The sequence below is a fragment of the Xanthomonas sp. NCPPB 1754 genome (genome assembly GCF_041475725.2).
Classification (GTDB): Bacteria; Pseudomonadota; Gammaproteobacteria; order Xanthomonadales; family Xanthomonadaceae; genus Xanthomonas; species Xanthomonas euvesicatoria.
In genome coordinates, this window is record NZ_CM192982.1 from 2,832,291 (window position 1) to 2,854,441 (window position 22,151).

Genomic DNA, 22,151 nt, shown 5'->3' on the forward strand with positions numbered 1-22,151 from the left:
ACGCGCTTGAGATGCATCCAGAGCCGGAGTGCCTATTCATCAAATCGAATCTGCGCTTTTGTGACAGATCACGCGCTCATCACCGCCCATATTCGGAAAAACCCTACCCCCGCCCGTGCGCTGTCCAGGCCACACCGCTGGGACATCACGTCCGCGCAGCTATGCTTTGGCCATGCCTGCAAAGCCCTTGCCCCGCACGTTCTATGCCCACGATGCCCGCCACGTCGCGCCGCAATTGCTCAACAAGGTGCTGGTCAGTGCTGACGGACGCCGCGGGCGCATCACCGAAGTGGAAGCCTACTGCGGCAGCGACGACCCGGCCGCGCACTCGTTCCGCGGCATGACTCCGCGCACGCGGGTGATGTTCGGTGCGCCGGGGCACCTGTATGTGTATTTCATCTATGGCATGCATTGGGCAATCAATGCGGTGTGCGGCGGTGCGCCCGGGCATGCGGTGCTGATCCGCGCACTGGAACCGCTGGCCGGTATCGATCGCATGCAGGCCGCGCGCGGCGCCGCGCCGGTCACCGCCTTGACCACCGGCCCAGGCCGCCTGGCGCAGGCGTTCGGCGTGACCGCCGCCGACAATGGGCTGGATCTCAGCACTGCGGCCGCGCGGCTCTGGATCGAAGACGACGGCGTGCCGCCCCCCTCCCATCCAGTGGCAACGCCGCGCATCGGCATCCGCAAGGCCGTGGACGCGCCATGGCGCTGGGTGGTTGCAGATAGCCGCTATGTGTCGCGTCCGCTTCCGCGCGTGACCGGAAAAGGCACGCCGCCCGCGGGCGATTGAGCCAACCAGCGCTCCATCGGCGATTGCTCGGCCGCGCCCGGTCCGCGCTGTAGCAGACGCAACGCCTGCTCGGCCTGCTCGGGGGTGAGCTCCTGCAAGGCCTGGAAGCGGTCTGCCGCCCAGACCGCCATCGGCAGCCCATCCAGCGAAGCGACGCGGTTGCCCGGCACGCGCGCGACCCGCTCGCCGGGCAGCAGACTGCCGAGCAGGTTGCTTGGGTCGCTGGCACTGACGCAGATCCATTGCTGCGGCAACGGCTGCGCGCGCACACGGCGCAGGGCCGCAATCGCGTCCGGCAACGCAAACTGCTCGCCGGACAGCCCGGCGATAAACCGCCCGCCGCGGATTTCGCCACGGGCTTCCAGCCGTTGATACATGCGCAGCAATTCCCGCCATGGCGGCAGCCATGCGGCCTCGCGTTCGAGCAGCCGCCAGCACACCACGCCGTAGCGCCGCAGCAGCGTGCGCGCGACGTGTTCGAGCGTGTCCTGATGGCGCTGCGCGGCTTCGGCAAGCGGCAGGTCGGGCAGCGCCCGCACCGGCGCCCAGCGGCCCGCATCGCGGATGCCCAGTGCGCTGGCACGGCGACGCTGCCGCGACAGTGCCGACGGCCGCTTGGACGCCGGCACCAGCAGCGCGCGCAGGCCGGCATAGCTGTCGCAATGCGCGCGGCCACGCATCACCAGCTCGCTCAAGGCATCTTCCAGCTCGGTGTTCATCAGATGTGCCGCGTCGGCGATTTCGTCGAAGAACAGCGCGCCTTGCTGCTGCAGCACCTGCATGACCCGTTGCGCGCGGGAGCCCAATGGCGCGTCGTCGGCATCGCGCGCCAACGCGCTCCAACGCTGCGCTTCGCGTCGTGGCAGCAGCACGATCGGCGTACTGCGCAGTGCAGCGCCGCTGCGGCCGCCGCCGGGCCGCAGGCGTGCCCACAGCGTGCGCCCGGCAGTGCACAACTCGTCCAGCCAGGCCGGTTGATAGTCGCGGATGCGCGCAGGCAATAGCTCGCTCTCCCACAGCACCGCAGGCGCCTCGAAGCCTTCGAGCTGCCCCACCACACCGGCCAGCGCATCTGGCCCAGCCACCCGGCTGCTGCTGTCCACGTGCTGCCACTCGAACAGAAAACGCGCGTAATCGCGTTGCGATACCGGTTCGATCTCGCGGCGCAGGCGCCCCAGCGTGTAGCGGTGGATGCGTGCCAACAGATGGCGCTCGCACCACTCTTCGCCCTGCACATGCGCATTGAACTGCCCGGCCATGACGTAGCCCTCGCGTTGCAAGGCCGCCAGTGCGAGCGCGATTTCTGCTTCCGGCACCTGCAATGCGTGGGACAAGGCTGGCACCTGTGCCGGGCCGACCGCGGACAAGCGCCCGCGCAGCAGTTCGCGCACCGCCCAGTCGCGCTGCCAGTCGGCAACGCGGCAATCGGCCGGCGCCTGCAACGGCGGCTGCACAGTTGCTTGCCGATACAACGGCAAGAACCAGTCGATACGCTCGGCGCTGACCCACAGCGCCGGGCTGCCGTGCAAGGCAATGCAGCTGGCACGACCCGCTGCGGCCAGCGCGGCCAACCATGCCTGCCACTGCGCGTCGGTAGCGTCTGCGACCGGCAACACGCCCAGCCCCACCAATGCCTCGTGCATTTCTTCGGCATCGCGCGGCTGTGGCCAGGCCTCTTCGCACACTGCGGCAATCGCCTGCGGATCGAGCTGGCCCAGGTCGTCGCTGGTCTGCGGCGTGTAGCGGCGACTTTGCACGGCCTGGGTACGGCGTTCTTCCAGCGGCGCATCGTCGAGAAATGCATACGGACGCGCATTCAAGGCTTCGGCGGCCAGCGGCGACGGCGCGGCCAGGTCGCGCGCGACCAGCGTCACCGCGCCCGATTCCAGGCCGCGCAAAACCTGCAGCCAGCCGTCGCTATCCATGGCGTGATGCAGGCAATCTTCCAGGGTCTGTGCCACCAACGGGTGGTCGGGCACCTCGCGTTCGCCGACCAGATTCTCCGCACAGGCCACCTGGTCCGGGAATACCGTGGCGAGCAAATCTTCGGACTTCATGCGTTGCAACTGCGGCGCCACCTTGTTGCCGCCACTGAAGCGCGGCAGCGCCATTGCGTTGGTGGCGTTCCAGCGCCAGCGCACGCCGAACAGTGGTGCGTCCAGCAATGCCTGGATCAACACATGCTCGGCCGACGACGAATGCAGGTAACGACCAACCTCTTCCAGCGCAAAGCTATGACTGGTCGACAGCGACAACACAATCGCATCTTCGGTGGCCGCCGCCTGCAATTCGAAATTGAAGGTGCGGCAGAAGCGCTTGCGCAGCGCCAGCCCCCACGCACGATTGATGCGGCTACCGTACGGCGAATGGATGACCAGCTGGGTACCGCCGCTGGCATCGAAGAAACGCTCCATGACCAGGCACTGCTGGGTGGGCATCGCGCCCAATGCCGTACAAGCGTTTGCCAGGTAATCCACCAGTTGCCGCGCCGCTTCGGCGGACATTTCCAGCTCGCGCTGCAGCCAGTCGCGAGCCGCCTGGTGCGGCGCGGTGTCCAGACGCGCGGCAATCTCGCCACGCAGGCGCGACACCGCCGCAGACAGCTCATCGCTGCGGCCCGGCGCTTCGCCCAGCCAGAACGGAATGTTCGGCGGCGCGCCCTTGGCATCTTCCACGCGCACGCGCCCGGCCTCCACGCGCAGGATGCGGTAGCTCGCATTGCCGAGCTGGAACACATCGCCGGTGAGGCTTTCAACGGCGAAATCCTCGTTCACCGTGCCGATCTTTTCGGCCTGCGGTTCCAGCACCACGCTGTAGTCGCCGGTTTCGGGAATGGTGCCGCCGGAAGTGAGCGCCGTCATGCGCGCACCGCGCCGTGCATGCAGGCGCCGGTGCACGGCATCGCGATGCAGATACCCGGCGCGCGGACCGAGGCGGGTGCTGAAGCCATCGCACAACATGCGCACCACGCTGTCGAAGGTGGCACGGCTCAACCCGGCGAACGGCCACGCGCGCCGCACCAGCGCGAACAGCGCATCTTCGTCCCAGTCTTCGCATGCGGCTTCGGCAACGATCTGCTGCGCCAGCACATCCACCGGCGCCGTCACAATGCGCAAGGCATCCAGTTCGCCGCGGCGGATGCTGTCCAGCAGCGCGGCGCATTCGACCAGTTCGTCGCGGGTCTGCGGAAACAGGCGCGCCTTGGGCGTGCCGCCGACCTTGTGTCCGGAACGCCCGGCGCGTTGCAGGAAGGTGGCAATCGAGCGCGGCGAACCGAGCTGGCAGACCAGATCGACATCGCCGATATCCAGCCCCAGTTCCAGCGATGCGGTCGCCACCAACACGGTGAGATCGCCGGCCTTGAGCCGTTGCTCGGCCAGCAGGCGCGTCTCGCGCGACAGGCTGCCGTGATGCGCCGACACGCGCTGCTTGCCGAGCAGATCGCCCAGATGCCGCGCCGCGCGTTCGGCCATGCGCCGTGTGTTGACGAACACCAGCGTGGTGCGATGTTGCTGCGCCAGTGCAGCCACATCGGCATACACCTGCAGCCACTGGTCGTTGGACATCACCACGCTCAGCGGCGTGGGCGGCAACGCCAGGGCCAGATCACGCTTGCGGGTGTAGCCGATATCGACGATCTCGCACGGCGGCGGCACGCCGTCTGCGTCGACACCGACCAGGAATTGCGCCACCGTTTCGATGGGCTTCTGGGTGGCCGACAGCCCCACCCGCGTGATCGGCTGCGCGACCAGCCGCTGCAAGCGCTCCAGCGTCAGGCTCAGGTGGCTGCCGCGCTTGTCCGACGCCACCGCGTGGATTTCATCGACGATCACGGTGCGCACATGCTGCAGCGACGCGCGCCCGGATGCCGACCCCAACAGTACGTACAGCGACTCCGGGGTGGTCACCAGAATATGCGGCGGCGTGCGACGCGCCTGCGCGCGCTCGCGCTGCGGGGTATCGCCGGTACGCACCGCGGTACGAATCGGCACATCCGGCAAGCCGCCGGCGACCAGCGCCGCACGGATGCCCTGCAAGGGCGCGTCCAGATTGAGGTGGATGTCGTTGGACAAGGCCTTCAACGGCGAGACGTAGACCACACGGGTTTCGTCGGGCAACGCACCGCCGTTGGCCAGCCCGTCGCGAATCAATGCATCGATGGCGGCGAAGAAGGCCGTCAGCGTCTTGCCCGAGCCGGTCGGCGCGGCCACCAGCGTGTGGCGTCCGGCCTGGATCGCCGGCCACGCGGCGACCTGCGCCGGTGTCGGCGCAGCGAAGGTCTGCGCGAACCACGCAGCGACCACAGGATGGAAGTGTTGCAGGACAGGATGCATTGGCAATGCCCGACACCATTGCTCATCATGACGGCAAGGCGCGCGGATGTAACTCGGCGGGAACCACAATCAATGGGGCTGCGCAGCGGTCCAGACAAGCCACGGGCCAGGCCGGCAGTGAACGATTTAGAGCGGCTAACAAAGCGACTGCGCAGCTGCCAGGCGGGCGCGGCCGGTGCTCGGAATCGGCATGTACCGCTCGTACACTCCGGTTCTGAGCGCGCCGTCCGCGCCCACCTGACAGCTGCTCGCTAGGTTTTGTTAGCCGCTGTTAGCGCAATGGTGGCGGCCTCTGCCGTCGGCAAGGCGACGCCTTCGCAACGTTGCGGCACCGGCCCGGCGATTGTCCGCCGGCCACGTGCCGTGGCACATTGGCGGCATGCCCAGCCTGATTCTTTTCATGATCGCCGGCGCCGCGCTGTTCGCGTTCTGGAACTCCTCGCGCGCGGCTGCCGAACGCGCCGACATTCTTGGCCGCAATGCCTGCCGCGCGGCCGACGTGCAATGGCTGGACCAGAGCGTGCATTCCACCAATATCCGCGTGTGCAGGATGCCCAGCGGCTGGCTGGGCTTCGAGCGCACCTTCCGCTTCGACTATTCCTACGACGGCGTGGATCGCCATAGCGGCAAGCTGGTGCTGCGCGGCGATCAACTGATTGCCTTCACCGGGCCGCAGGTCGCTACCGTCAGGGCATTGCACCCGGAGCATGAGCGTCTGGAGTGAGGCGCGCAGCTGCAGCTCACCCGCACGCTGACACCTGACATACCTGCAGCTTCACATGTCTGGGTTACAGCGATTGGCCGGCCAGCTTCCCTCTGGATTCCAGCAATCATCGAGCTGTTGCTGCGCGCTGTCGCCGTCTGTGCACGCGGCTGGCCATTGCATCAGTCGGCGGCACTCCACACAGCCGGCCACTTCATTCCAAAGACGTCGAATCCGCGGGAACGGGCTCGTAGCCATTGTCCCTGCCGCTCAGCCAGCACAATTGCAGCTTGCCCTCTCGACGCAGCTGCGCCTGGGCGAACAGCCACAGCGGATCCAGCAGGTCGGCATCCTTCAACAGACGCGACTTGCCGGCAATTTCCATGCTGAGAAAATGCGCCTCACGCGGCGTGTCGATGTAGCTGCGCGCAATCAGACAACGCTCGCCATCCACGAAGCGATAGATGTCGTACTCGTACGCGTCGTCGAGTGCGCCGGACGGATCCGGCGCGCTGCAATCGACATGACGGGTGCGCTCTACGTGCAATCGAACCCTCCACCTGGCGAGTCTGCAGGTCATACGCTTGCCGCTTTCAGCGCAGCCAACAGAACCTGGGACGCCGTCACCGATAGCATTCGACGGCACGCAGGAACTTCAGCTTACAGGTGGTCCCTGCTGATTCTGCGCACCGGCCTGCACTCGCCGTGCGGCGGCGCAGGCGTGTGGTGTGCTGTCCTTACTTCACCACGCGAAGATGCGGGCGCTTGCCACCGCTGGGCGATTCGTCCGGCGTCGGCGCGCTCGGTGGGGGCGAGCCCGGATCCGGCGGCTCGCTGTTGGTGCCGGGGATGTCGTCCGGCAGCGCCATGCCCTGCCCGGTTTCGCGCGCATAGACCGCCAGTACGGCGGCCATCGGCACCATCACCGGGTGGCTCACGCCACCGAAGCGCGCGGTAAAGCTCACGCTTTCGTTGTCCACCTGCAGGCCGACCACGGCACGCTCGGCGATATTCAACACGACGCGACCGTCCTTGACGGCACTGGCAGGCACCTGCACACCGGGCAGGCCGGCATCCACCAAAACGTGCGGCGTCATGCCGTTGTCGTTGATCCATTCGACCAAGGCCCGCAACAGGTACGGGCGATGGCTGGTCATGCGGGGGAAATCTTCGCTCATTGCGTCATTTTACCCGCACATGGCCCGTCGCGGCGGCCACGCGATCGGGAGTCGGTCTGTTGGCATACAGCCGTCGCATCAGCCCGGCAGATCGCGCAGCTTCTTTTCCTGATCGGTCAGGCTGCGGATAAAGCCCGGGTTGCGGAAGATCCGGTTGCCGTAATCCTCGATCGCCTTACCGTCCTTGGGCAGGCTGATTTCCAACGCGTCCAGTCGCCAGATGATCGGCGCCATCGCGCAATCGGCCAGACTCATTTCCGGATTGAGGAAGAATTTGCTGGCCTTGAACAACGGCACCGAGGCGGTAAGCAGTTCTTTCAGACGCTTGCGGCCGGCCTCGGCCTGCGTCTTGTTGCCGAGCTGGATCGCCTGCACTTGCGGCACCCAGTCATGCTCGATGCGCAACATCGCCAGGCGCAGACGCGCGCGCGAAAGCGGGTCGACCGGCATCAGCGGCGGATGCGGATAGCGCTCGTCCAGGTATTCGCTGACCACCGAGGCGGCGTACAGCACCAGGTCGCGTTCGACCAGCGTCGGCACCGAATGATAGGGATTGAGATCGATCAGATCTTCGGGAGGATTTTGCGGGTCGACCGCCACCAGGTCGTAGGTCACCCCTTTTGCCGCCAGGACCAGACGGACCCGGTGGCACAACACGTCGTCGTTGGACGAAAACAAAGTCAAGGTATTCCGCATACGCACACTCGTCGCCATTCAAGGCTCTCCGACGACCGGAATCCGCCGGCCGCATCGGCGCGGCCGGCCCAACGCCGACAGTCACCACGGTCTATCGAGTGTGCAATCACGTCACGCAAAAGCCAAGAGTGATAGGGCTTATTAATGTTCCGATAAGCCGGTTGCTGCGCTGCTCCCCCGAGACCGCAGGACATGTAGGCGCTGCAACCCTGTTGCAGGGATCTACGCTGACGGCCCCGATCGACATGCCGACATGCTGTTCGCTTGCCAACCATCAGCCCGCCCCCTCTCCGCACGGGAGGTGGGGGCTAGCGCTTTCTGCTGGGAGCGCCCGCAAGGCTCGGCGACAAATAGAGGTATCCAAGCACCTGCGATACCTGCCTGCCCTGCATTGCATTGTTCGCTTCCGCAGCCGATGACGGCCTACGCAGCGTTCAGTGCACGTCCTTCCAGTATTCCTTCTTCAACAAATAAGCGATGAAGGTGAGCAGCGCCAGGAACAGGACCACCCACACGCCCATGCTTTGGCGCTTCAATGCGGCCGGCTCGCCGGCATACTCGAGGAAGTTGGCGATATCGCGCACGGTCTGGTCGAATTCCACCGGTGTTTGACGCCCTGGCTGCCCAAGCTTCAATGCCTCTACCGGCTTGTCGCCGGTGGCCTTGTCGGCCGGGCCGAATTGCGCCTGCTGCAGGCCTTGCAACTCCCATAGCGGGTTGGGCATGGAGGCGTTCGGAAACAGCTTGTTGTTCCAGCCCAGCGGGCGTGTCTGGTCCAGATAGAACGACTTGAGATAGGTGTAGACCCAGTCCGTACCGCGCACGCGTGCAATCAAGGTCAGATCCGGCGGCGCCTTGCCGAACCACTTGGTCGCCGCGTCGTGCGGCATGGTGCCTTCGATATGTTCGCCGACTTTGGCGCCGGTGAAGTTGAGATTGGTCATGACCTCCTCTTCGCTCAGGCCCAAATCGCTGGCCATGCGCGAATAGCGCAGGTACTTCAACGAATGGCAGCCGGAGCAGTAGTTCATGAACAACTGCGCACCACGTTGCAGCGATGCGCGATCGCTCAGGTCATTACCTGCTTGCGGCACCGCCCCGCCTTCGGCCGCCATTGCACCACCAGCGATTACCAGGCCGCAGAGCAAGGCGACCACGCGCGACTTCCATGACGTCACGTTGGAATTAGTCATGGGTCGTCACCCGCTCCGGAACCGGCTTGGTCTTGTCCAGCCGCGTCCACACCGGCATGGTGATGAAGAAGGCGAAGTACAGGAAGGTCAGCACGCGCCCGACATAGGTTTCATGCGCGTCGGTGCCGGGGCCGGAACCGATCACGCCCAGCCAGACGAAGCACACCACCAGCACGCCCAACGCCAGCTTGGAAATCCAGCCGCGGTAGCGCACCGAGCGCACCCTGGCGCGATCCAGCCAGGGCACCAGGAACAGGATCGCGATGGCCGAGAACATCACCAGCACCCCGCCCAGCTTGTTGGGCACCACGCGCAACATGGCGTAGTACGGCGTGTAGTACCACACCGGCTTGATGTGCTCCGGCGTCACCAGCCGGTTGGCTTCGGTGAAGTTGTCGTGCTCCAGGAACAGGCCGCCGAACGCCGGCGCGAAGAAGATGATGAAGGCAGCGATCAACAGCAGGAATCCAACGCCGACCAGGTCCTTGACCGTGTAATACGGATGAAACGGAATGCCGTCGGCCGGCTTGTGCGCATCCCAGCGATTGCCCTTTGGACCTTTCTTGATGTCCACCCCGTCCGGGTTATTGGAACCCACTTCGTGCAGCGCACCGATGTGCAGCACGATCAATAGCAGCAACACCAACGGCAATGCGATCACGTGCAAGGCGAAGAAGCGATTGAGCGTGGCATCGCCGGGCAGGTAGTCGCCCATGATCCATTCGGTCAGCCCATTGCCGATCACCGGAATGGCGCCGAACAGCGAGATGATCACCTTCGCGCCCCAGAACGACATCTGCCCCCACGGCAACACGTAGCCCATGAAGGCTTCGGCCATCAGCACCAGGTAGATCAGCATGCCGAGAATCCACACCAGCTCGCGCGGCTTCTGGTAACTGCCGTACATCAAGCCGCGGAACATGTGCAGATACACCACGATGAAGAACAGCGAGGCACCGGTGCTGTGCATGTAGCGGATCAGCCAGCCCCACTCCACGTCGCGCATGATGTATTCGATCGAAGCGAATGCATCGGCGGCGCTGGTCTTGTAGTGCATCGTCAGGAAGATGCCGGTGACGATCTGGTTGACCAGCACCACGATGGCCAGCGAGCCAAAGTAGTACCAGAGGTTGAAGTTCTTCGGCGCGTAGTACTCGCTGATGTGCTTGCGGTACATGGGCATCAGCCCGGGCGCGCGCTCGTTGACCCAATCGAACACGCCATTGGCGGTACGGACCAGAACATTGCTCATCAGGCAGCCCCCGTGGTTTTGGCCGACGCACCGGCATCGTCAGGATCGACGCCGATCACCAAGGTGTTGTCGTCCACGTAGTGGTGTGGGGGCACCAGCAGATTGATCGGTGCCGGCACGCCATCGAAGACGCGGCCGGACATGTCGAAGCGCGACTTGTGGCAAGGGCAGAAGTAACCGCCCTTCCACTGCGGGTCGTAAGGCTCGGGGCGGATTTCGGCGACCATCTCCGGCGAGCAACCCAGATGCGTACACAGCCCCACCAGCACCGAAATGTCGGACTTGATCGAGCGATATTCCGGGTTTTTCAGCACGTACTCCGGCTGCTGATCCTTGTTCTCGGACTTGGGGTCCTTGAGCCGGTCGTCCAGCGACGGGAGTGCGTCGAGCATGGCCTTGGAGCGCTTGACGATCCAGATTGGCTGACCGCGCCATTCAAGGACCATGCGCTGGCCTTCCTGCAAGGCGCTGATGTCGGCGGTGACCGGTGCGCCAGCCAACTTGGCACGCGCACTGGGATTCCACGACTTCACGAACGGAACTGCAACGAATCCTGCTCCGACCGCACCGACCACGGCCGTTGTCGCGGTTAAAAACCGACGACGCCCGATATCAGCAGGTGCGTTAACCCCATCGTTGGCCATCCGGCTCTCCGATCTTGATTAGGTAGCGTGAGGCTGCCAACGGCTGGCGGGGGGTCCAGCCGCGATGAATCGACCGCAGTGTAGCGGAACGCTTAATGCACAGACAACGCAATGTACGCAGTCGGCCCTATGCGATGCAACGGCCCATGCAAGCGGCAGCCAATCCGATGGAGTTCAACGAGCATGGGAGACGGATGGCTGTGACGTAGTGCCCTTGCGTAGGCTGCAACGGCAATGCGCGCGTGCGGTGGATGCGTGGATATGGTGCAAGCGCAGCAATACGATCGTTCGCGACTGGCTATGGGCGCTGCAACCGATGTTGCGGAGACCGAAGCACTTGCCCCACCGCACTCGGCGCAGCGCCGTGGCAAAGGTTCCCAAAAGCAGCGACCAAGACGTCAAGGAGGGGGCCGGGAATGGATCGCGCAGACGCCGCGCTGCTTATGACATGCCAGGAGCACCGGCCGCGCCCGCCGGGCGGCTGCGCGGTCGTTTTGCCAGCCGCTTCAGTTGGCTGCTGTGGCCTGGCCACGATAGCGGCCGGCCAATACGCCCACGCGTTGCACGTAGCGCTGGGTTTCGCTATACGGCGGTACGCCGCCGTAACGGTCGACTGCGCCCTCGCCGGCGTTGTAGCCGGCAGCGGCCAGGGTGAGGTCGCCATTGAAGCGTTTCAGCAGCCAGGACAGATATTGCACGCCGCCACGAATATTTTGCGTTGCATCATAGGCATCGCTGACACCGAAGCGGCGCGCGGTGCCCGGCATCAACTGCATCAGGCCTTGCGCGCCGGCACGACTGAGCGCGAGCGGGTTGTAGGCCGATTCGGCGTGGATGATCGCGCGCACGATCGATTCTTCCACCCCGAACTCGCGCGCCGCCGCTGCGATTTCCTGCTGATAGGCGTTGGTGTTGAGCCGGATCGCACCAAAATTGACCCCGGGCTTGGCACCGCAGGCGTAGCAGGTTTCGATAAAGCTGTAATGGATGGTGCGCAGGCCTTCGATGCTGGCGACCTGGCGCGGCCGGGCGCTGGTGTAGTGGCGCACGCCGTCCTTCATATAAGAGTACACCTGCCCGCTGACGACCCGGCGCGGATTGGTTGCTGCTGCCGCTGGCGGTGTGACGACCGAGACGGACGACTCCGGCAAGGCACGCGGAGCCGGCGCCGAAGCGACCTCGGCAGCGTGCCGCGGCGGCTGGCTGACTGGCTGGCTGATAATGGTGGCCGGCGCGCCGCTGTCGACATTGGCCATGCGGGGCGCGGGGCTGACGGCCAGACGCCCGGCCGAGGGAGATGACGGCAGGCGGCGGGCCGCACGATCGGGGGTATAGCTGCTGATGACGCTGCAGGTGGAGCCGCTCTGGCGCTTGCTCAGGTAACTGGTGATACCGTCAGCGCCGACGCACTTGTACAGCGTGCCGGCGCTGACCGGCGCAGCCGACAACGTGACGAGCATCAGCCCCAGCAATCTTGACATCCCCTTCATGCGCGGAGTGTCCCAGCTTGCCCAGGGCTTGCCAAGTGTCGGCCAGCGTCTGGAGCAGCGCGCAAGGCGCCCGCGCCGCGGCCAGGCGTGCGGGACCGGTGCTCGAAATCCTCAAGTACCCCTCCCGCACTCCCGATGACGCGTTCGCCGCCGCCCGCCTGACGACCACGCGCGATGGTCTGTTGGCCGCCTCACTGGGGCAGCCGGTCCAGCTGCGTGCGCAACATGTCCAGCGCCTGCGTCAAGGTGTGGCGGGCTTGGGCCGGCGCAATCGCGTCGAACGGCAGGTCCAGCAACAACAGGTTGGCCGCCAGCGCGGGCATGCTCGGGGCGCCAAGACCCAGCCAGCAATGTGCGGGACCATCGGCCTGCAAGGCACCCAGCCAGGGCGGGATGCGCGCTGCCAATGCCTCCACCGTGCCGGCCAGACGCACCCGCGCCCGGCACGGAAACGGCGCTTCGCCGATCGCCTTGCGCAATAGCTGTAGTGGCTCTTCGGGCAATGCGCGGGGGGCGAACCGCGCGCCGGTGGCGACCGCCTGATCGATCCGGTCCGCGCGCAGGCTGCGCCAGTCCTGGCGTTCGCAGTCCCAGACCAGCAGGTACCAGCGCCGCCCGTAGTTCACCAGCAACGCCGGCTCGACGCTGCGGGTGATGGCCGTACCCGAATGGCGCCGATAGTCCAGCCGCAGCGTGGCCCGGTCGCGGCAGGCGGCAGCCAACTGGGCAAGCAGACCCGCATCGACCAGCGATTCCGTTTCGGCAGCCGGCATGCTGGCCATGGCGGCATGCGCGGCACTGGCGCGCTGGCCGCTGCGGCGCGGCAGCAGGGATCCAGCTTGGCCATCACGCGTGCCGCCGCGGCGTCCATCCCGCGCACCGCTGGCGCGGCGGCGCGCAAGGCGACCGCCACGGTCAGTGCCTCGTCTTCTTCCAACAACAGCGGTAATGCCGCACCGCCCTGCCCCAGCCGGTAGCCGCCGCCGCTGCCGGGCGCTGCATGCACCGGATAACCCGCTTCGCGCAGGCGCTCGATATCGCGCCGCAGGCTGCGCGGATGGATGTCTAAACGTTCTGCCAGCGCCACACCGGACCAACTCCTGCCACTTTGAAGCAGGGAAAGCAGACGCAACAGGCGAGCAGCGGTGGAAGCCATCGCGCCACCGTATTGCGGACAGTAACTGTCCGCAAGTGGTCCGTAAGATCGCGATACCCGCCATCCCCACTCGCTTCGCCACCGCAGCCACCCTGGAGACCGCAATGTCCGACGACCGCCACGTCACCCTGTTCCACAACCCCCGCTCCCGCTCGCGGGGGGTGCTGGTCTTGCTGGAAGAATTGGGCGCACGCTACAGCCTGCAGCCCATCGATCTGGAAAAGGAGCAGCAGCGCATGCCGGAATTCCTTGCGATCAACCCGATGGGCAAGATACCGACCATCGTCCACGGCACCAGCGTGGTCACCGAGCAGGGCGCCATCTATCAGTACCTGGCCGAGCTATATCCGGAAGCCGGCCTGTCACCGGCGCCGGGCGATGCCGATCGTGGCGCCTACCTGCGCTGGCTTGCGTTCTACGGCTCGGCCTTCGAACCGGCGATCATCGATCTTGCGCTCAAGCGTAGCGCCCCGCCGCGCTCGCTCTCGCCTTATGCCGACGCCGACACGGTGCTGCAGGTGGTTGATGCGCAGCTGGCCAAGGGCGATTACCTGCTGGGCGAGCGCTGCAGTGCGGCCGATGTGCTGTGGGGCGGCGCCTTGGCGTGGATGGTGGAGTTTGGCCTGATCGACCCGCCCGCCCCGACCCGCGCCTATATCGCCCGGATGGCCGCGCGCCCGGCAGTGGCGCGCGCCGAAGCCGTCGACGCCGGGCGTGCGGCCGCGGACGGCGCCAGCGCAAGCGGGTAAACTGCGCGTCTCTCTTCTACCCGCCTGGAATAAGCGCCATGCCCGGGACACCCGTTTCCGACCTGTCCGCGGCAGCTGCCGTGGACGCACCCGCCCTGTTGCCCTTGCCCGTCGCGCGCCCATCGGCGCCTGCCGTGGTACGCGGCAAGCTCTATATCAAGACCCACGGATGCCAGATGAACGAGTACGACTCGGCCAAGATGGCCGACGTGCTTGCCGCTTCCGAAGGCCTGGAGCTGACCGACAACCCCGAGGAAGCGGATGTGGTGCTGGTCAATACCTGTTCCATTCGCGAAAAAGCCCAGGAAAAAGTCTTCAGCCAGCTGGGTCGCTGGAAGGCGCTCAAGGCCGGCGGCAAGCCGGTGATCATCGGCGTCGGCGGCTGCGTGGCGTCGCAGGAAGGCGAAGCCATCGTCAAGCGTGCGCCCTACGTGGACCTGGTGTTCGGCCCGCAGACCCTGCACCGGCTGCCGGAACTGATTCGCGCGCGACGCGAATCGGGCAAGTCGCAGGTGGACATCAGCTTCCCGGAAATCGAGAAGTTCGACCGTCTGCCCGAGCCGCGTGCCGAAGGTCCGTCGGCCTTCGTCTCGATCATGGAAGGCTGCTCCAAATACTGCTCGTTCTGCGTGGTGCCCTACACCCGTGGCGAAGAAGTCAGCCGGCCGTTCGAGGACGTGCTGGTGGAAGTGGCGCAATTGGCGGCGCAAGGCGTGCGCGAGATCAACCTGCTTGGCCAGAACGTCAACGCGTACCGCGGTGCGTATGGCGCCGATGCCGGCGACGCCGCGCAGTACGCCGATCTGGGCCTGCTGATCCGCACCATCGCGCAAATCGACGGCATCGGCCGTATCCGCTTCACCACGTCGCATCCGCTGGAGTTTTCCGATTCGCTGGTGGATGCCTACCGCGACGTACCGCAGCTGGCCAACTACCTGCACCTGCCGGTGCAGGCCGGCAGCGACCGCATTCTGTCGGCGATGAAGCGCGGCTACACCGCGCTGGAATTCAAGTCGAAGATCCGCAAGCTGCGCGCAGTGCGCCCGGACATCTCGATCAGTTCGGACTTCATCGTCGGCTTCCCTGGCGAGACTGAAGCGGACTTCGAAAAGACCATGAAGCTGATCGAGGACGTGGGCTTCGACCAGAGCTTTTCGTTCGTGTATTCGCGCCGCCCCGGCACCCCGGCATCGGACCTGCAGGACGACACGCCGGAGGCGGTGAAGCAGGCGCGTCTTGCGCGTCTGCAGGCGCATATCAACGCGCACGCGGCGAGCATTTCGCAATCGATGGTGGGCAGCGTGCAACGCGTGCTGGTGGAAGGCCCCTCGCGGCGCGACCCGAACGAACTGACCGGCAAGAGCGAGAACATGCGCCCGGTGAATTTCCCAGGCAACCCGCGTTTGATCGGACAGTTCGTCGATGTGTTGATCACCGAGGCGATGAGCAATTCGCTGCGTGGCCGGATTCAACTGGACGACAGCGCACAGTGATGGCGCGCGGGCGCTGCGCAATGCGGCGCCCCTTCAAGCAAGGCGACCACGCGCCGAAGCGTCTCGCGGGAAATGGTCAAAATTTCACCACACATCCGTAGCGCCTTGCAGCGCAAGGCCTCGTCTTACTTACCCACAGGCTTTGCCGAATTCGATCCACATCCTGTGTGGACAACCCTGTCGGTACTGGCGTTTTTTTCGCCACCAACCCGGCAAACCTTGCGCCAGTAAGCGCGGCGAGTTTTATCCACAGGTTAGTGATGCGTGACTCCACAGCGGTTGTGGAAAACCTGCATGCCTGTGCGGACCGGCGCGTCGCCGAGGTGCCGCGCCGCCCGCTGTGTTGGTGGGATCACATGCCGCGCGCTACCCTTTCGCTCCCGCCCTACCGACGCGCACCCAGGTGCGCCGTCCGATCCAACCATGAACGCACCCGCACATCGCGATTTCACCCTGGAACCCGAGGACATCGAGCGTCTGGCCAATCTGGCCGGTCCGTTCGATGCGCATCTGCGCCAGATCGAACTCAAGCTTGGCGTCGAGATCGCCAACCGTGGCAACGTCTTCCGGGTGACCGGACCGGAGCCGGCCATCGCCGCCGCCCAGTCGCTGTTGACCGCGTTGTACGACGAGGCCGCAATCACCACGTTCGACACGCACGCAATCCACCTGCGGCTCAACGATGCCAACCTCGAGCATGTGGCCGAGCGCGCATATCAGGCCCAGGATGTGGCGATCAAGGTCAAGCGCGGCACCGTGCGTGGCCGTGGCGCCAACCAGGCCAAATACCTGCACGCGATCGCCACCCACGACATCAATTTCGGTATCGGCCCGGCCGGCACCGGCAAGACCTTCCTGGCGGTAGCAAGCGCGGTTGAAGCACTCAACGAGTCGCGGGTGCAGCGGTTGATCCTGGTGCGCCCGGCAGTGGAAGCCGGCGAAAAACTCGGCTTTCTTCCGGGCGATCTCAGCCAGAAGGTCGACCCGTACCTGCGCCCGCTCTACGATGCGCTGTACGAAATGCTCGGCGTGGAAAAAGTGGTCAAGTTGCTGGAGCGCAACGTCATCGAAATCGCGCCGCTGGCCTATATGCGCGGTCGCACGCTCAACGATGCATATGTGATTCTGGACGAAGCGCAGAACACCACCATCGAACAGATGAAGATGTTCCTGACCCGCCTGGGCTTCGGCTCCACGGCGGTGGTCACCGGCGACCTTACCCAGATCGATCTGCCCAAGCACGTCAAATCCGGCCTGCGCGATGCGATCGAAGTGCTGCGCGATGTGGAAGGCACCAGTTTCACCTTCTTCGAAGCGCGCGACGTGGTGCGTCATCCATTGGTGCAGCGCATCGTCACCGCCTACGACAAGCGCGATAACGCGCTGCAGCCTCCTGCGGCCGACTGACCGTGCAAGGCCGCGCCCTACTGTTGGGAGTCTGGTTGGCGCTGGCTTGCCATGAACCTGCGCATGCGCAGGCACGCCAGCAGGCCGACACGACCACGCACGTCATGTTGCGGCAGCACCTTGCCGCGTCCTGTGTCTCGGTGGCCGCTGGGCAAGCGACCATCCTGTTGGATCGGGCCGAACTGGAACACCTGGCAGTGGCGAAAGCTGCAGCCGGTGCGGGGGTTGATGAGGATGCGCAGCGACAAGCGCTGCTTGCCGGCACGCGAGCGCAGGCGCTACTTGCCTCTACCGGCAAAGCGCACGACCGCTTCGGCTGCGCGGTGGCTCAAGATGACAAGGAAAGCGCCGACACGCGCTATCTGGTAGGTCGCCTGCTGGAGCGCGGCCAAGCCGCAATCTGGACACAATCGCCACCAGGTTTCGCGCCGGCCCTGGAAGTCAACCGGGTCGATCCGCATTGCCAGAACGGGCCGATGGGCAGTGCGTTTTATCGTGTTGCCAACGGTGGCGCGCTTGTCATGGTGCTGGTCGAGTGCGTTCGCTGATCCCGGACCGGCCGGCCAAGCACGCACACGCAGGCGTCGCCGCAAGACGCTACTCGGGCGATACTGTCACCTCTGTCTGATCTGAATGCTGGTGTTCCCATGACCAAGGGCCCTATCCGCCTCGACGTTGCCGTCAGCTATGCGCTGCCGCGCGCCGGCCTGCCGTCGGCGGTGAGTTTTCGCAAGTGGGTGGCCGCGGCGTTGAAGGGACGCATCCGCGAGGCCGATCTGGCAGTGCGCGTGGTCGACGAGAAGGAAGGCTGCTCGCTCAATCACCATTACCGCGGCAAGGATTACGCCACCAACGTGCTGAGCTTCCCTGCCGAACTGCCGGAAGGCCTGCCCAAGGGCATCAAGATGCCGCTGCTGGGCGATCTGGTGATCTGCGCACCGGTGGTGGCGGGCGAGGCCGCAGAGCAAGGCAAATTGCTGGCTGCGCACTATGCGCACCTGACCGTGCATGGCACCTTGCACCTGCTTGGCTGGGATCACGAAGACGACAAGGAGGCCGAGGCGATGGAGCAACTGGAGCGCGAGATCCTGGCCGACCTCGGCATCGACGACCCTTACGCAGGAGAACACTGATGCGTTTTTGCATTGCCGGCGCCCTGCTGCTGTTGAGCGCGCCCGGCGCCTGGGCGCAGACCGCACCGGTGCGCCCGGACCTTGCCGCCTTGATCGAATGCCGCCAGCGCATCGGCGATTTCAGCGCGTTGGCGCCGGTACTGGCCGACCCGCTCAAGGCGGTGGCGCTGGGCTGGACGCCGCTGGATCAGTCCAACCTGTTCATGACCGAGTACACGCTCAACACGCCCATTCGCGTGTTCGGCCACAGTACCCATCACATCGCGTTTTCCGGCGCCAGCATCATGGCGATCCTGGACCTGCCCGACCCGCGCCCGCTCGCCAAGCAGTTGGATCTGGAACTGGGCGTGGATAACGCCGAGAAGGTCATGTACGGGCGCGAGCTGGTCAGCGAAGACACCACCAATCCCAAGACCGGCGAGGCCATGATCGAATCGGTCGTGCTGAGCGTGACCAACGTCAAATCGCACCCGGGCAAGACCGTTGTCGGCTGCGGCTACAGCCTGGATCTGCCCTGAGACCGGCCAGGTAACGGCGCATCCACAGCGCCTTGCCGGCTTCCTGCTAGACTGATGGCTAACGCCTGGTTTGCCGGGTGCCCTTCCCCGTCACGATGTCCGAAGACGACAGTAGCCAATCCCCAGAAACACCGGAAAAACGCCGTAGCTGGCTCGAGCGCCTCAGCGCTGCCTTCTCCGGCGAACCCCACACCCGCGACGAACTCGTCGCCTTGCTGCGGACCGCCGAACAGGACGGTCTCATCGCCGCAGACACCTTGCGCATGATGGAAGGCGCGATCTCCGTGTCCGAGCTCACCGTGGGCGATGTGATGATCTCGCGCTCGCAGATGGTCTCGCTGCCGGTGGAGGCGCGTTTCATCGACCTGATGAAGCAGGTGGTCAAATCGGGCCATTCGCGCTTCCCGGTCCACGGCGAGAACAAGGACGAAGTGCTCGGCATCCTGCTGGCCAAGGACCTGTTGCGCGGCGTGGTGGCCGACAACGGCCCGGGCAACGTGCGCGAACTGCTGCGCCCGGCGGTGCTGATCCCGGAGTCGAAGAAGCTCAACGTCCTGCTCAAGGAATTTCGCCTTTCGCGCAATCACATGGCGATCGTGGTGGACGAATACGGCGGTGTTGCCGGGCTGGTCACCATCGAGGACGTGCTCGAGCAGATCGTCGGCGAGATCGACGACGAGCACGACGATGCCGAAGAAGAGAATTCGCTCATTGCGATCCAGGCCGATGGGCGCTATGTGGTCGATGCGCTGACGCCGATCGAAGACTTCAACGAACGCTTTGGCGCCGAGTTCCCCGACGACGAGTACGACACCGTGGGTGGGCTGGTCACCGATGCGATCGGGCACCTGCCCGAAACCGGCGAAGAGTTGACGCTGGGGCGCTTTGCATTCCGCGTGGCCAAGGCCGATGCGCGGCGCGTGCATGCCTTCCACGTCACCATTCTGCCGCCCGATCCGCAGGACGACGCTTGAACCTGTCGCATGGCATGACCGCTGCAGCGCCGGCGCGCTGCAGTGCCCGGCGTTGGGCTGCGTGCTGGCTGCTGGCGTTGCTGTCGCTGTTGGTGACACCGGCGTCCTTCGCGCAGGCGCCCGCCCCGGAAGCCGCCCCTGCGTCCCAGTCGGCGCCGCGGATCGGCGTGGTGACCATGCAACCGGGCGAAGTGTTTTTCGAACGTTTCGGTCACGATGCCGTCGTGGTGGTCGATCCGCGCACGCAGCAGGCCACCTCGTACAACTTCGGCTTCTTCGACCCGAGCGAGCCGGACTTCGTACCGCGTTTTGCGCGCGGCGAAATGATGTATTACCTGGTCGCGCTGCCGCTGGAAGAAGACCTGTCGCAATATCGCGATGCCGGGCGCGGTGTCAGCATCCAGTGGCTGGATCTGCCGCCAGACCAGGCGCGCGCGCTGGCCGAGGGCTTGGCGGTGCGTAGCCAACCGGAAAACGCGCGCTATCACTACGACTACTTCATGGCCAACTGCGCCACCATGGTGCGCGACACGCTGGACCGTGCGATGGGTGGCGCGCTCAAGTCGCAGCTGGCCGGTCGTTCGCGCGGCAACACCTTCCGCAGCGAAGCGGTGCGCCTGGCCTCCCCTGCCCCGTGGATGTGGCTGGGCTTCGACCTGGGCCTGGGACCGTACGCCGATCGCCCCTTGTCGCGCTGGGAAGAAGCCTTCGTGCCGATGCGGCTGGCCGACAGCCTGACCCAGGTGCACAACAGCGCCGGTCGCCCGTTGGTGCAATCCACGCAGGTATTGCTGCCGCATCGCATCGCGCCCGAGCCCGCCGAACAGCGGCGACACTGGTGGCCGTGGTTGCTGACCGGGCTCATCGTGGCCGCAGGCGTGCTGGCCTTGGGCCGCAGGCAGCGCCTGCTGGCTGGACTGGCGTTACCGTTCTGGCTGGTGTGCGCCATCGGCGGCGGCCTGCTGGTGTATCTGTGGGGATTCACTGCCCATCAATCGGCATGGGCCAACCGCAACCTGCTGCTGGTCAACCCGCTGTGCGTGCTGCTGTGGTTCGGTGGCATACGGCTGCAGCTGGGCCATCGGCCGGGCCGCTGGTTCAACGTGCTGTCCTGGGTGGTGGCGGCGTGCGCGCTGGCCGCGTTGGTGATCCATTGGCTGTCCTTCCAGGCGCAGGACAACCTGCAATGGGTGATGCTGCTGTTGCCGATCCACACCGCACTTGCCATTGCCCTGCGACCGCGTGACCTGCCCGCACGTACGCGCTGATTGAAGGATGCGCTCATGAACAGCAACGGCCGTCATCCCGATAATCCGTCCTGCGTCATCACCTGCGCTTATTACGACGGCGACGGCAAGCGCCACGACATCAGCCTGGAGCACATCAGCGACGTGCTGCAGCGGCCGGATGGCTTCGTCTGGGTGGGGCTGTACGAGCCGCAGGAATCGGTGCTGCGCAAGTTGCAGGACGAATTCGGCCTGCACGATCTGGCGATCGAAGACGCGCTCAAGGCGCATCAGCGCCCCAAGGCCGAGAGTTACGGCAACTCGCTGTTCGTGGTGGTCAACACCGCGCAGCTGGTCAACGAGCGCATCCGCTATGGCGAGACGCACGCGTTCCTGGGAAGGCGCTTCCTGTTGACGGTACGGCATGGCGCGTCACTGTCGTACGCGCCGGTGCGGCATCGGGTCGAACGCGAGCCGGCGATGCTGCACATGGGCGCGTCGTTCTGCCTGTACGGCGTGCTCGATTTCGTGGTCGACAATTACCTACCGATCATGGACGAGTTCCGCGACACGCTGGAACGTCTGGAAAAAGACATCTTCGCCGACGACTACAAGCGCGAGACGGTGGTGCGCCTGTATGAGCTCAAGCGCGAACTCAACAAGATGCGGCTGGTGGTGGCGCCGTTGCAGGACGTGCTCTCGCACCTCAAGCGCAATCCCGGCTCCCTGATCCACGAAGAAGTCGGCATTTACCTGCGCGACGTGCTCGATCACGCGGTGCGCATCAACGATGCCATCGACACCTTGCGTGAAATGCTGGGCACGGCGCTCAGCGTCAACCTGTCGATGGTGACGCTCGCTCAGGGCGAAACCGTCAAGCGCCTCGGTGCCTGGGCCGCCCTGTTGGCCGCCCCTACCCTGATTACCAGCTGGTACGGCATGAACTTCGCCCACATGCCCGAACTCGACGCCCGCTACGCCTACCCATTGCTGGTCGCCGGCGTCGTGGGCTCGTGCCTGGTGCTGTATCGCCTGTTCAAGCGCGCCAAGTGGCTATAGGGCCGCTGCGCGGCCCGGGATTCGGGATTGGGCATTCGGGATTGGTTTGAGCAGTTGGCAGGTTGTTGATTTTCAACCTAGGCCAGGGTGCTCATAAGTCGCGAGCGCCTGCTCTTGCGAATCTCCAATCCCGAATCCCGAATCCCGATTCCC

At 65.3% G+C, this 22,151-nt stretch carries 19 protein-coding genes, 1 other RNA gene and 1 pseudogene; 12 read left to right on the plus strand and 9 right to left on the minus strand.

What is annotated here, in order from left to right; all coding sequences use genetic code 11:
* Positions 1 to 172: 172 nt before the first annotated feature.
* Complete coding sequence (locus tag ACCQ15_RS12580) at positions 173 to 793, plus strand: DNA-3-methyladenine glycosylase (RefSeq protein ID WP_136732649.1); 621 nt, start codon at positions 173 to 175, stop codon at positions 791 to 793.
* Here ACCQ15_RS12580 and ACCQ15_RS12585 read toward each other — a convergent pair.
* The gene (locus ACCQ15_RS12585) at positions 733 to 5,127 is read right to left on the minus strand and encodes a DEAD/DEAH box helicase (RefSeq protein WP_372380619.1); all 4,395 of its coding nucleotides are present in this window, start codon (positions 5,125 to 5,127) and stop codon (positions 733 to 735) included. The genes ACCQ15_RS12580 and ACCQ15_RS12585 overlap by 61 nt on opposite strands.
* Positions 5,128 to 5,317: 190 nt before the next feature.
* Between ACCQ15_RS12585 and ACCQ15_RS12590 the strand changes: the two genes are divergently transcribed.
* Positions 5,318 to 5,394: non-coding RNA, sX9 sRNA (locus tag ACCQ15_RS12590), on the plus strand.
* A gap of 76 nt (positions 5,395 to 5,470) precedes the next feature.
* A complete protein-coding gene (locus ACCQ15_RS12595; protein ID WP_008571309.1) occupies positions 5,471 to 5,851 on the plus strand; it encodes a DUF3301 domain-containing protein in 381 nt (126 codons plus the stop codon).
* A gap of 193 nt (positions 5,852 to 6,044) precedes the next feature.
* Here ACCQ15_RS12595 and ACCQ15_RS12600 read toward each other — a convergent pair whose 3' ends face one another.
* The 8 genes and pseudogenes from ACCQ15_RS12600 to ACCQ15_RS12635 form a co-directional block, all read right to left on the minus strand.
* Complete coding sequence (locus ACCQ15_RS12600) at positions 6,045 to 6,377, minus strand: hypothetical protein (RefSeq protein ID WP_008571310.1); 333 nt, start codon at positions 6,375 to 6,377, stop codon at positions 6,045 to 6,047.
* A gap of 190 nt (positions 6,378 to 6,567) precedes the next feature.
* Complete coding sequence (locus ACCQ15_RS12605; protein WP_029819627.1) at positions 6,568 to 7,008, minus strand: ClpXP protease specificity-enhancing factor; 441 nt, start codon at positions 7,006 to 7,008, stop codon at positions 6,568 to 6,570.
* Positions 7,009 to 7,086: 78 nt separating this feature from the next.
* Entirely contained in the window at positions 7,087 to 7,722 is a 636-nt protein-coding gene (locus tag ACCQ15_RS12610) for a glutathione S-transferase N-terminal domain-containing protein (RefSeq protein WP_017159210.1), read from the minus strand.
* A 416-nt stretch (positions 7,723 to 8,138) separates the two neighbouring features.
* The gene (locus ACCQ15_RS12615) at positions 8,139 to 8,897 is read right to left on the minus strand and encodes a cytochrome c1 (RefSeq protein WP_218532082.1); all 759 of its coding nucleotides are present in this window, start codon (positions 8,895 to 8,897) and stop codon (positions 8,139 to 8,141) included.
* On the minus strand, positions 8,890 to 10,149 hold the full coding sequence (locus ACCQ15_RS12620; protein ID WP_008571315.1) for a cytochrome b: 1,260 nt from the start codon (positions 10,147 to 10,149) through the stop codon (positions 8,890 to 8,892). Before ACCQ15_RS12620 ends, ACCQ15_RS12615 begins: the two co-directional genes overlap by 8 nt.
* Positions 10,149 to 10,793, minus strand: a complete 645-nt coding sequence (gene petA / locus ACCQ15_RS12625; protein WP_011347774.1) for a ubiquinol-cytochrome c reductase iron-sulfur subunit — start codon at positions 10,791 to 10,793, stop codon at positions 10,149 to 10,151. The genes ACCQ15_RS12620 and petA overlap by 1 nt, the downstream gene beginning before the upstream one ends.
* A 506-nt stretch (positions 10,794 to 11,299) precedes the next feature.
* A complete protein-coding gene (locus ACCQ15_RS12630) occupies positions 11,300 to 12,283 on the minus strand; it encodes a lytic transglycosylase domain-containing protein (protein WP_011347775.1) in 984 nt (327 codons plus the stop codon).
* Positions 12,284 to 12,474: 191 nt separating this feature from the next.
* A pseudogene (locus tag ACCQ15_RS12635) lies at positions 12,475 to 13,439 on the minus strand (helix-turn-helix transcriptional regulator).
* A 104-nt stretch (positions 13,440 to 13,543) separates the two neighbouring features.
* On the opposite strand from ACCQ15_RS12635, the gene ACCQ15_RS12640 reads away from it, so the two are divergent.
* The 9 genes from ACCQ15_RS12640 (at position 13,544) to ACCQ15_RS12680 (ending at position 21,998) form a co-directional block, all read left to right on the plus strand.
* Complete coding sequence (locus tag ACCQ15_RS12640; RefSeq protein WP_011347777.1) at positions 13,544 to 14,188, plus strand: glutathione S-transferase family protein; 645 nt, start codon at positions 13,544 to 13,546, stop codon at positions 14,186 to 14,188.
* A 38-nt stretch (positions 14,189 to 14,226) separates the two neighbouring features.
* A complete protein-coding gene (miaB, locus tag ACCQ15_RS12645; RefSeq protein WP_029819632.1) occupies positions 14,227 to 15,681 on the plus strand; it encodes a tRNA (N6-isopentenyl adenosine(37)-C2)-methylthiotransferase MiaB in 1,455 nt (484 codons plus the stop codon).
* Positions 15,682 to 16,104: 423 nt separating this feature from the next.
* Positions 16,105 to 17,088 carry a PhoH family protein gene (locus ACCQ15_RS12650; protein WP_011347780.1) on the plus strand — a complete coding sequence of 328 codons (984 nt, stop codon included), beginning with the start codon at positions 16,105 to 16,107 and terminating at the stop codon, positions 17,086 to 17,088.
* Positions 17,089 to 17,090: 2 nt separating this feature from the next.
* Positions 17,091 to 17,636, plus strand: coding sequence for a hypothetical protein (locus ACCQ15_RS12655; protein WP_372380620.1), 546 nt, complete (start codon positions 17,091 to 17,093; stop codon positions 17,634 to 17,636).
* A gap of 99 nt (positions 17,637 to 17,735) precedes the next feature.
* Positions 17,736 to 18,221 (plus strand): rRNA maturation RNase YbeY, encoded by a 486-nt coding sequence (gene ybeY / locus ACCQ15_RS12660; protein WP_372380621.1) that lies wholly within the window; start codon positions 17,736 to 17,738, stop codon positions 18,219 to 18,221.
* The gene (locus tag ACCQ15_RS12665; protein WP_218560652.1) at positions 18,221 to 18,739 is read left to right on the plus strand and encodes a hypothetical protein; all 519 of its coding nucleotides are present in this window, start codon (positions 18,221 to 18,223) and stop codon (positions 18,737 to 18,739) included. The genes ybeY and ACCQ15_RS12665 overlap by 1 nt, the downstream gene beginning before the upstream one ends.
* 95 nt (positions 18,740 to 18,834) lie before the next feature.
* Positions 18,835 to 19,713 (plus strand): CorC family transporter, encoded by an 879-nt coding sequence (locus tag ACCQ15_RS12670; protein ID WP_372380622.1) that lies wholly within the window; start codon positions 18,835 to 18,837, stop codon positions 19,711 to 19,713.
* A 14-nt stretch (positions 19,714 to 19,727) separates the two neighbouring features.
* The gene (locus tag ACCQ15_RS12675; protein ID WP_031423086.1) at positions 19,728 to 20,981 is read left to right on the plus strand and encodes a lipoprotein N-acyltransferase Lnb domain-containing protein; all 1,254 of its coding nucleotides are present in this window, start codon (positions 19,728 to 19,730) and stop codon (positions 20,979 to 20,981) included.
* A gap of 15 nt (positions 20,982 to 20,996) precedes the next feature.
* Entirely contained in the window at positions 20,997 to 21,998 is a 1,002-nt protein-coding gene (locus ACCQ15_RS12680; RefSeq protein ID WP_033478448.1) for a magnesium and cobalt transport protein CorA, read from the plus strand.
* Positions 21,999 to 22,151 lie beyond the last annotated feature (153 nt).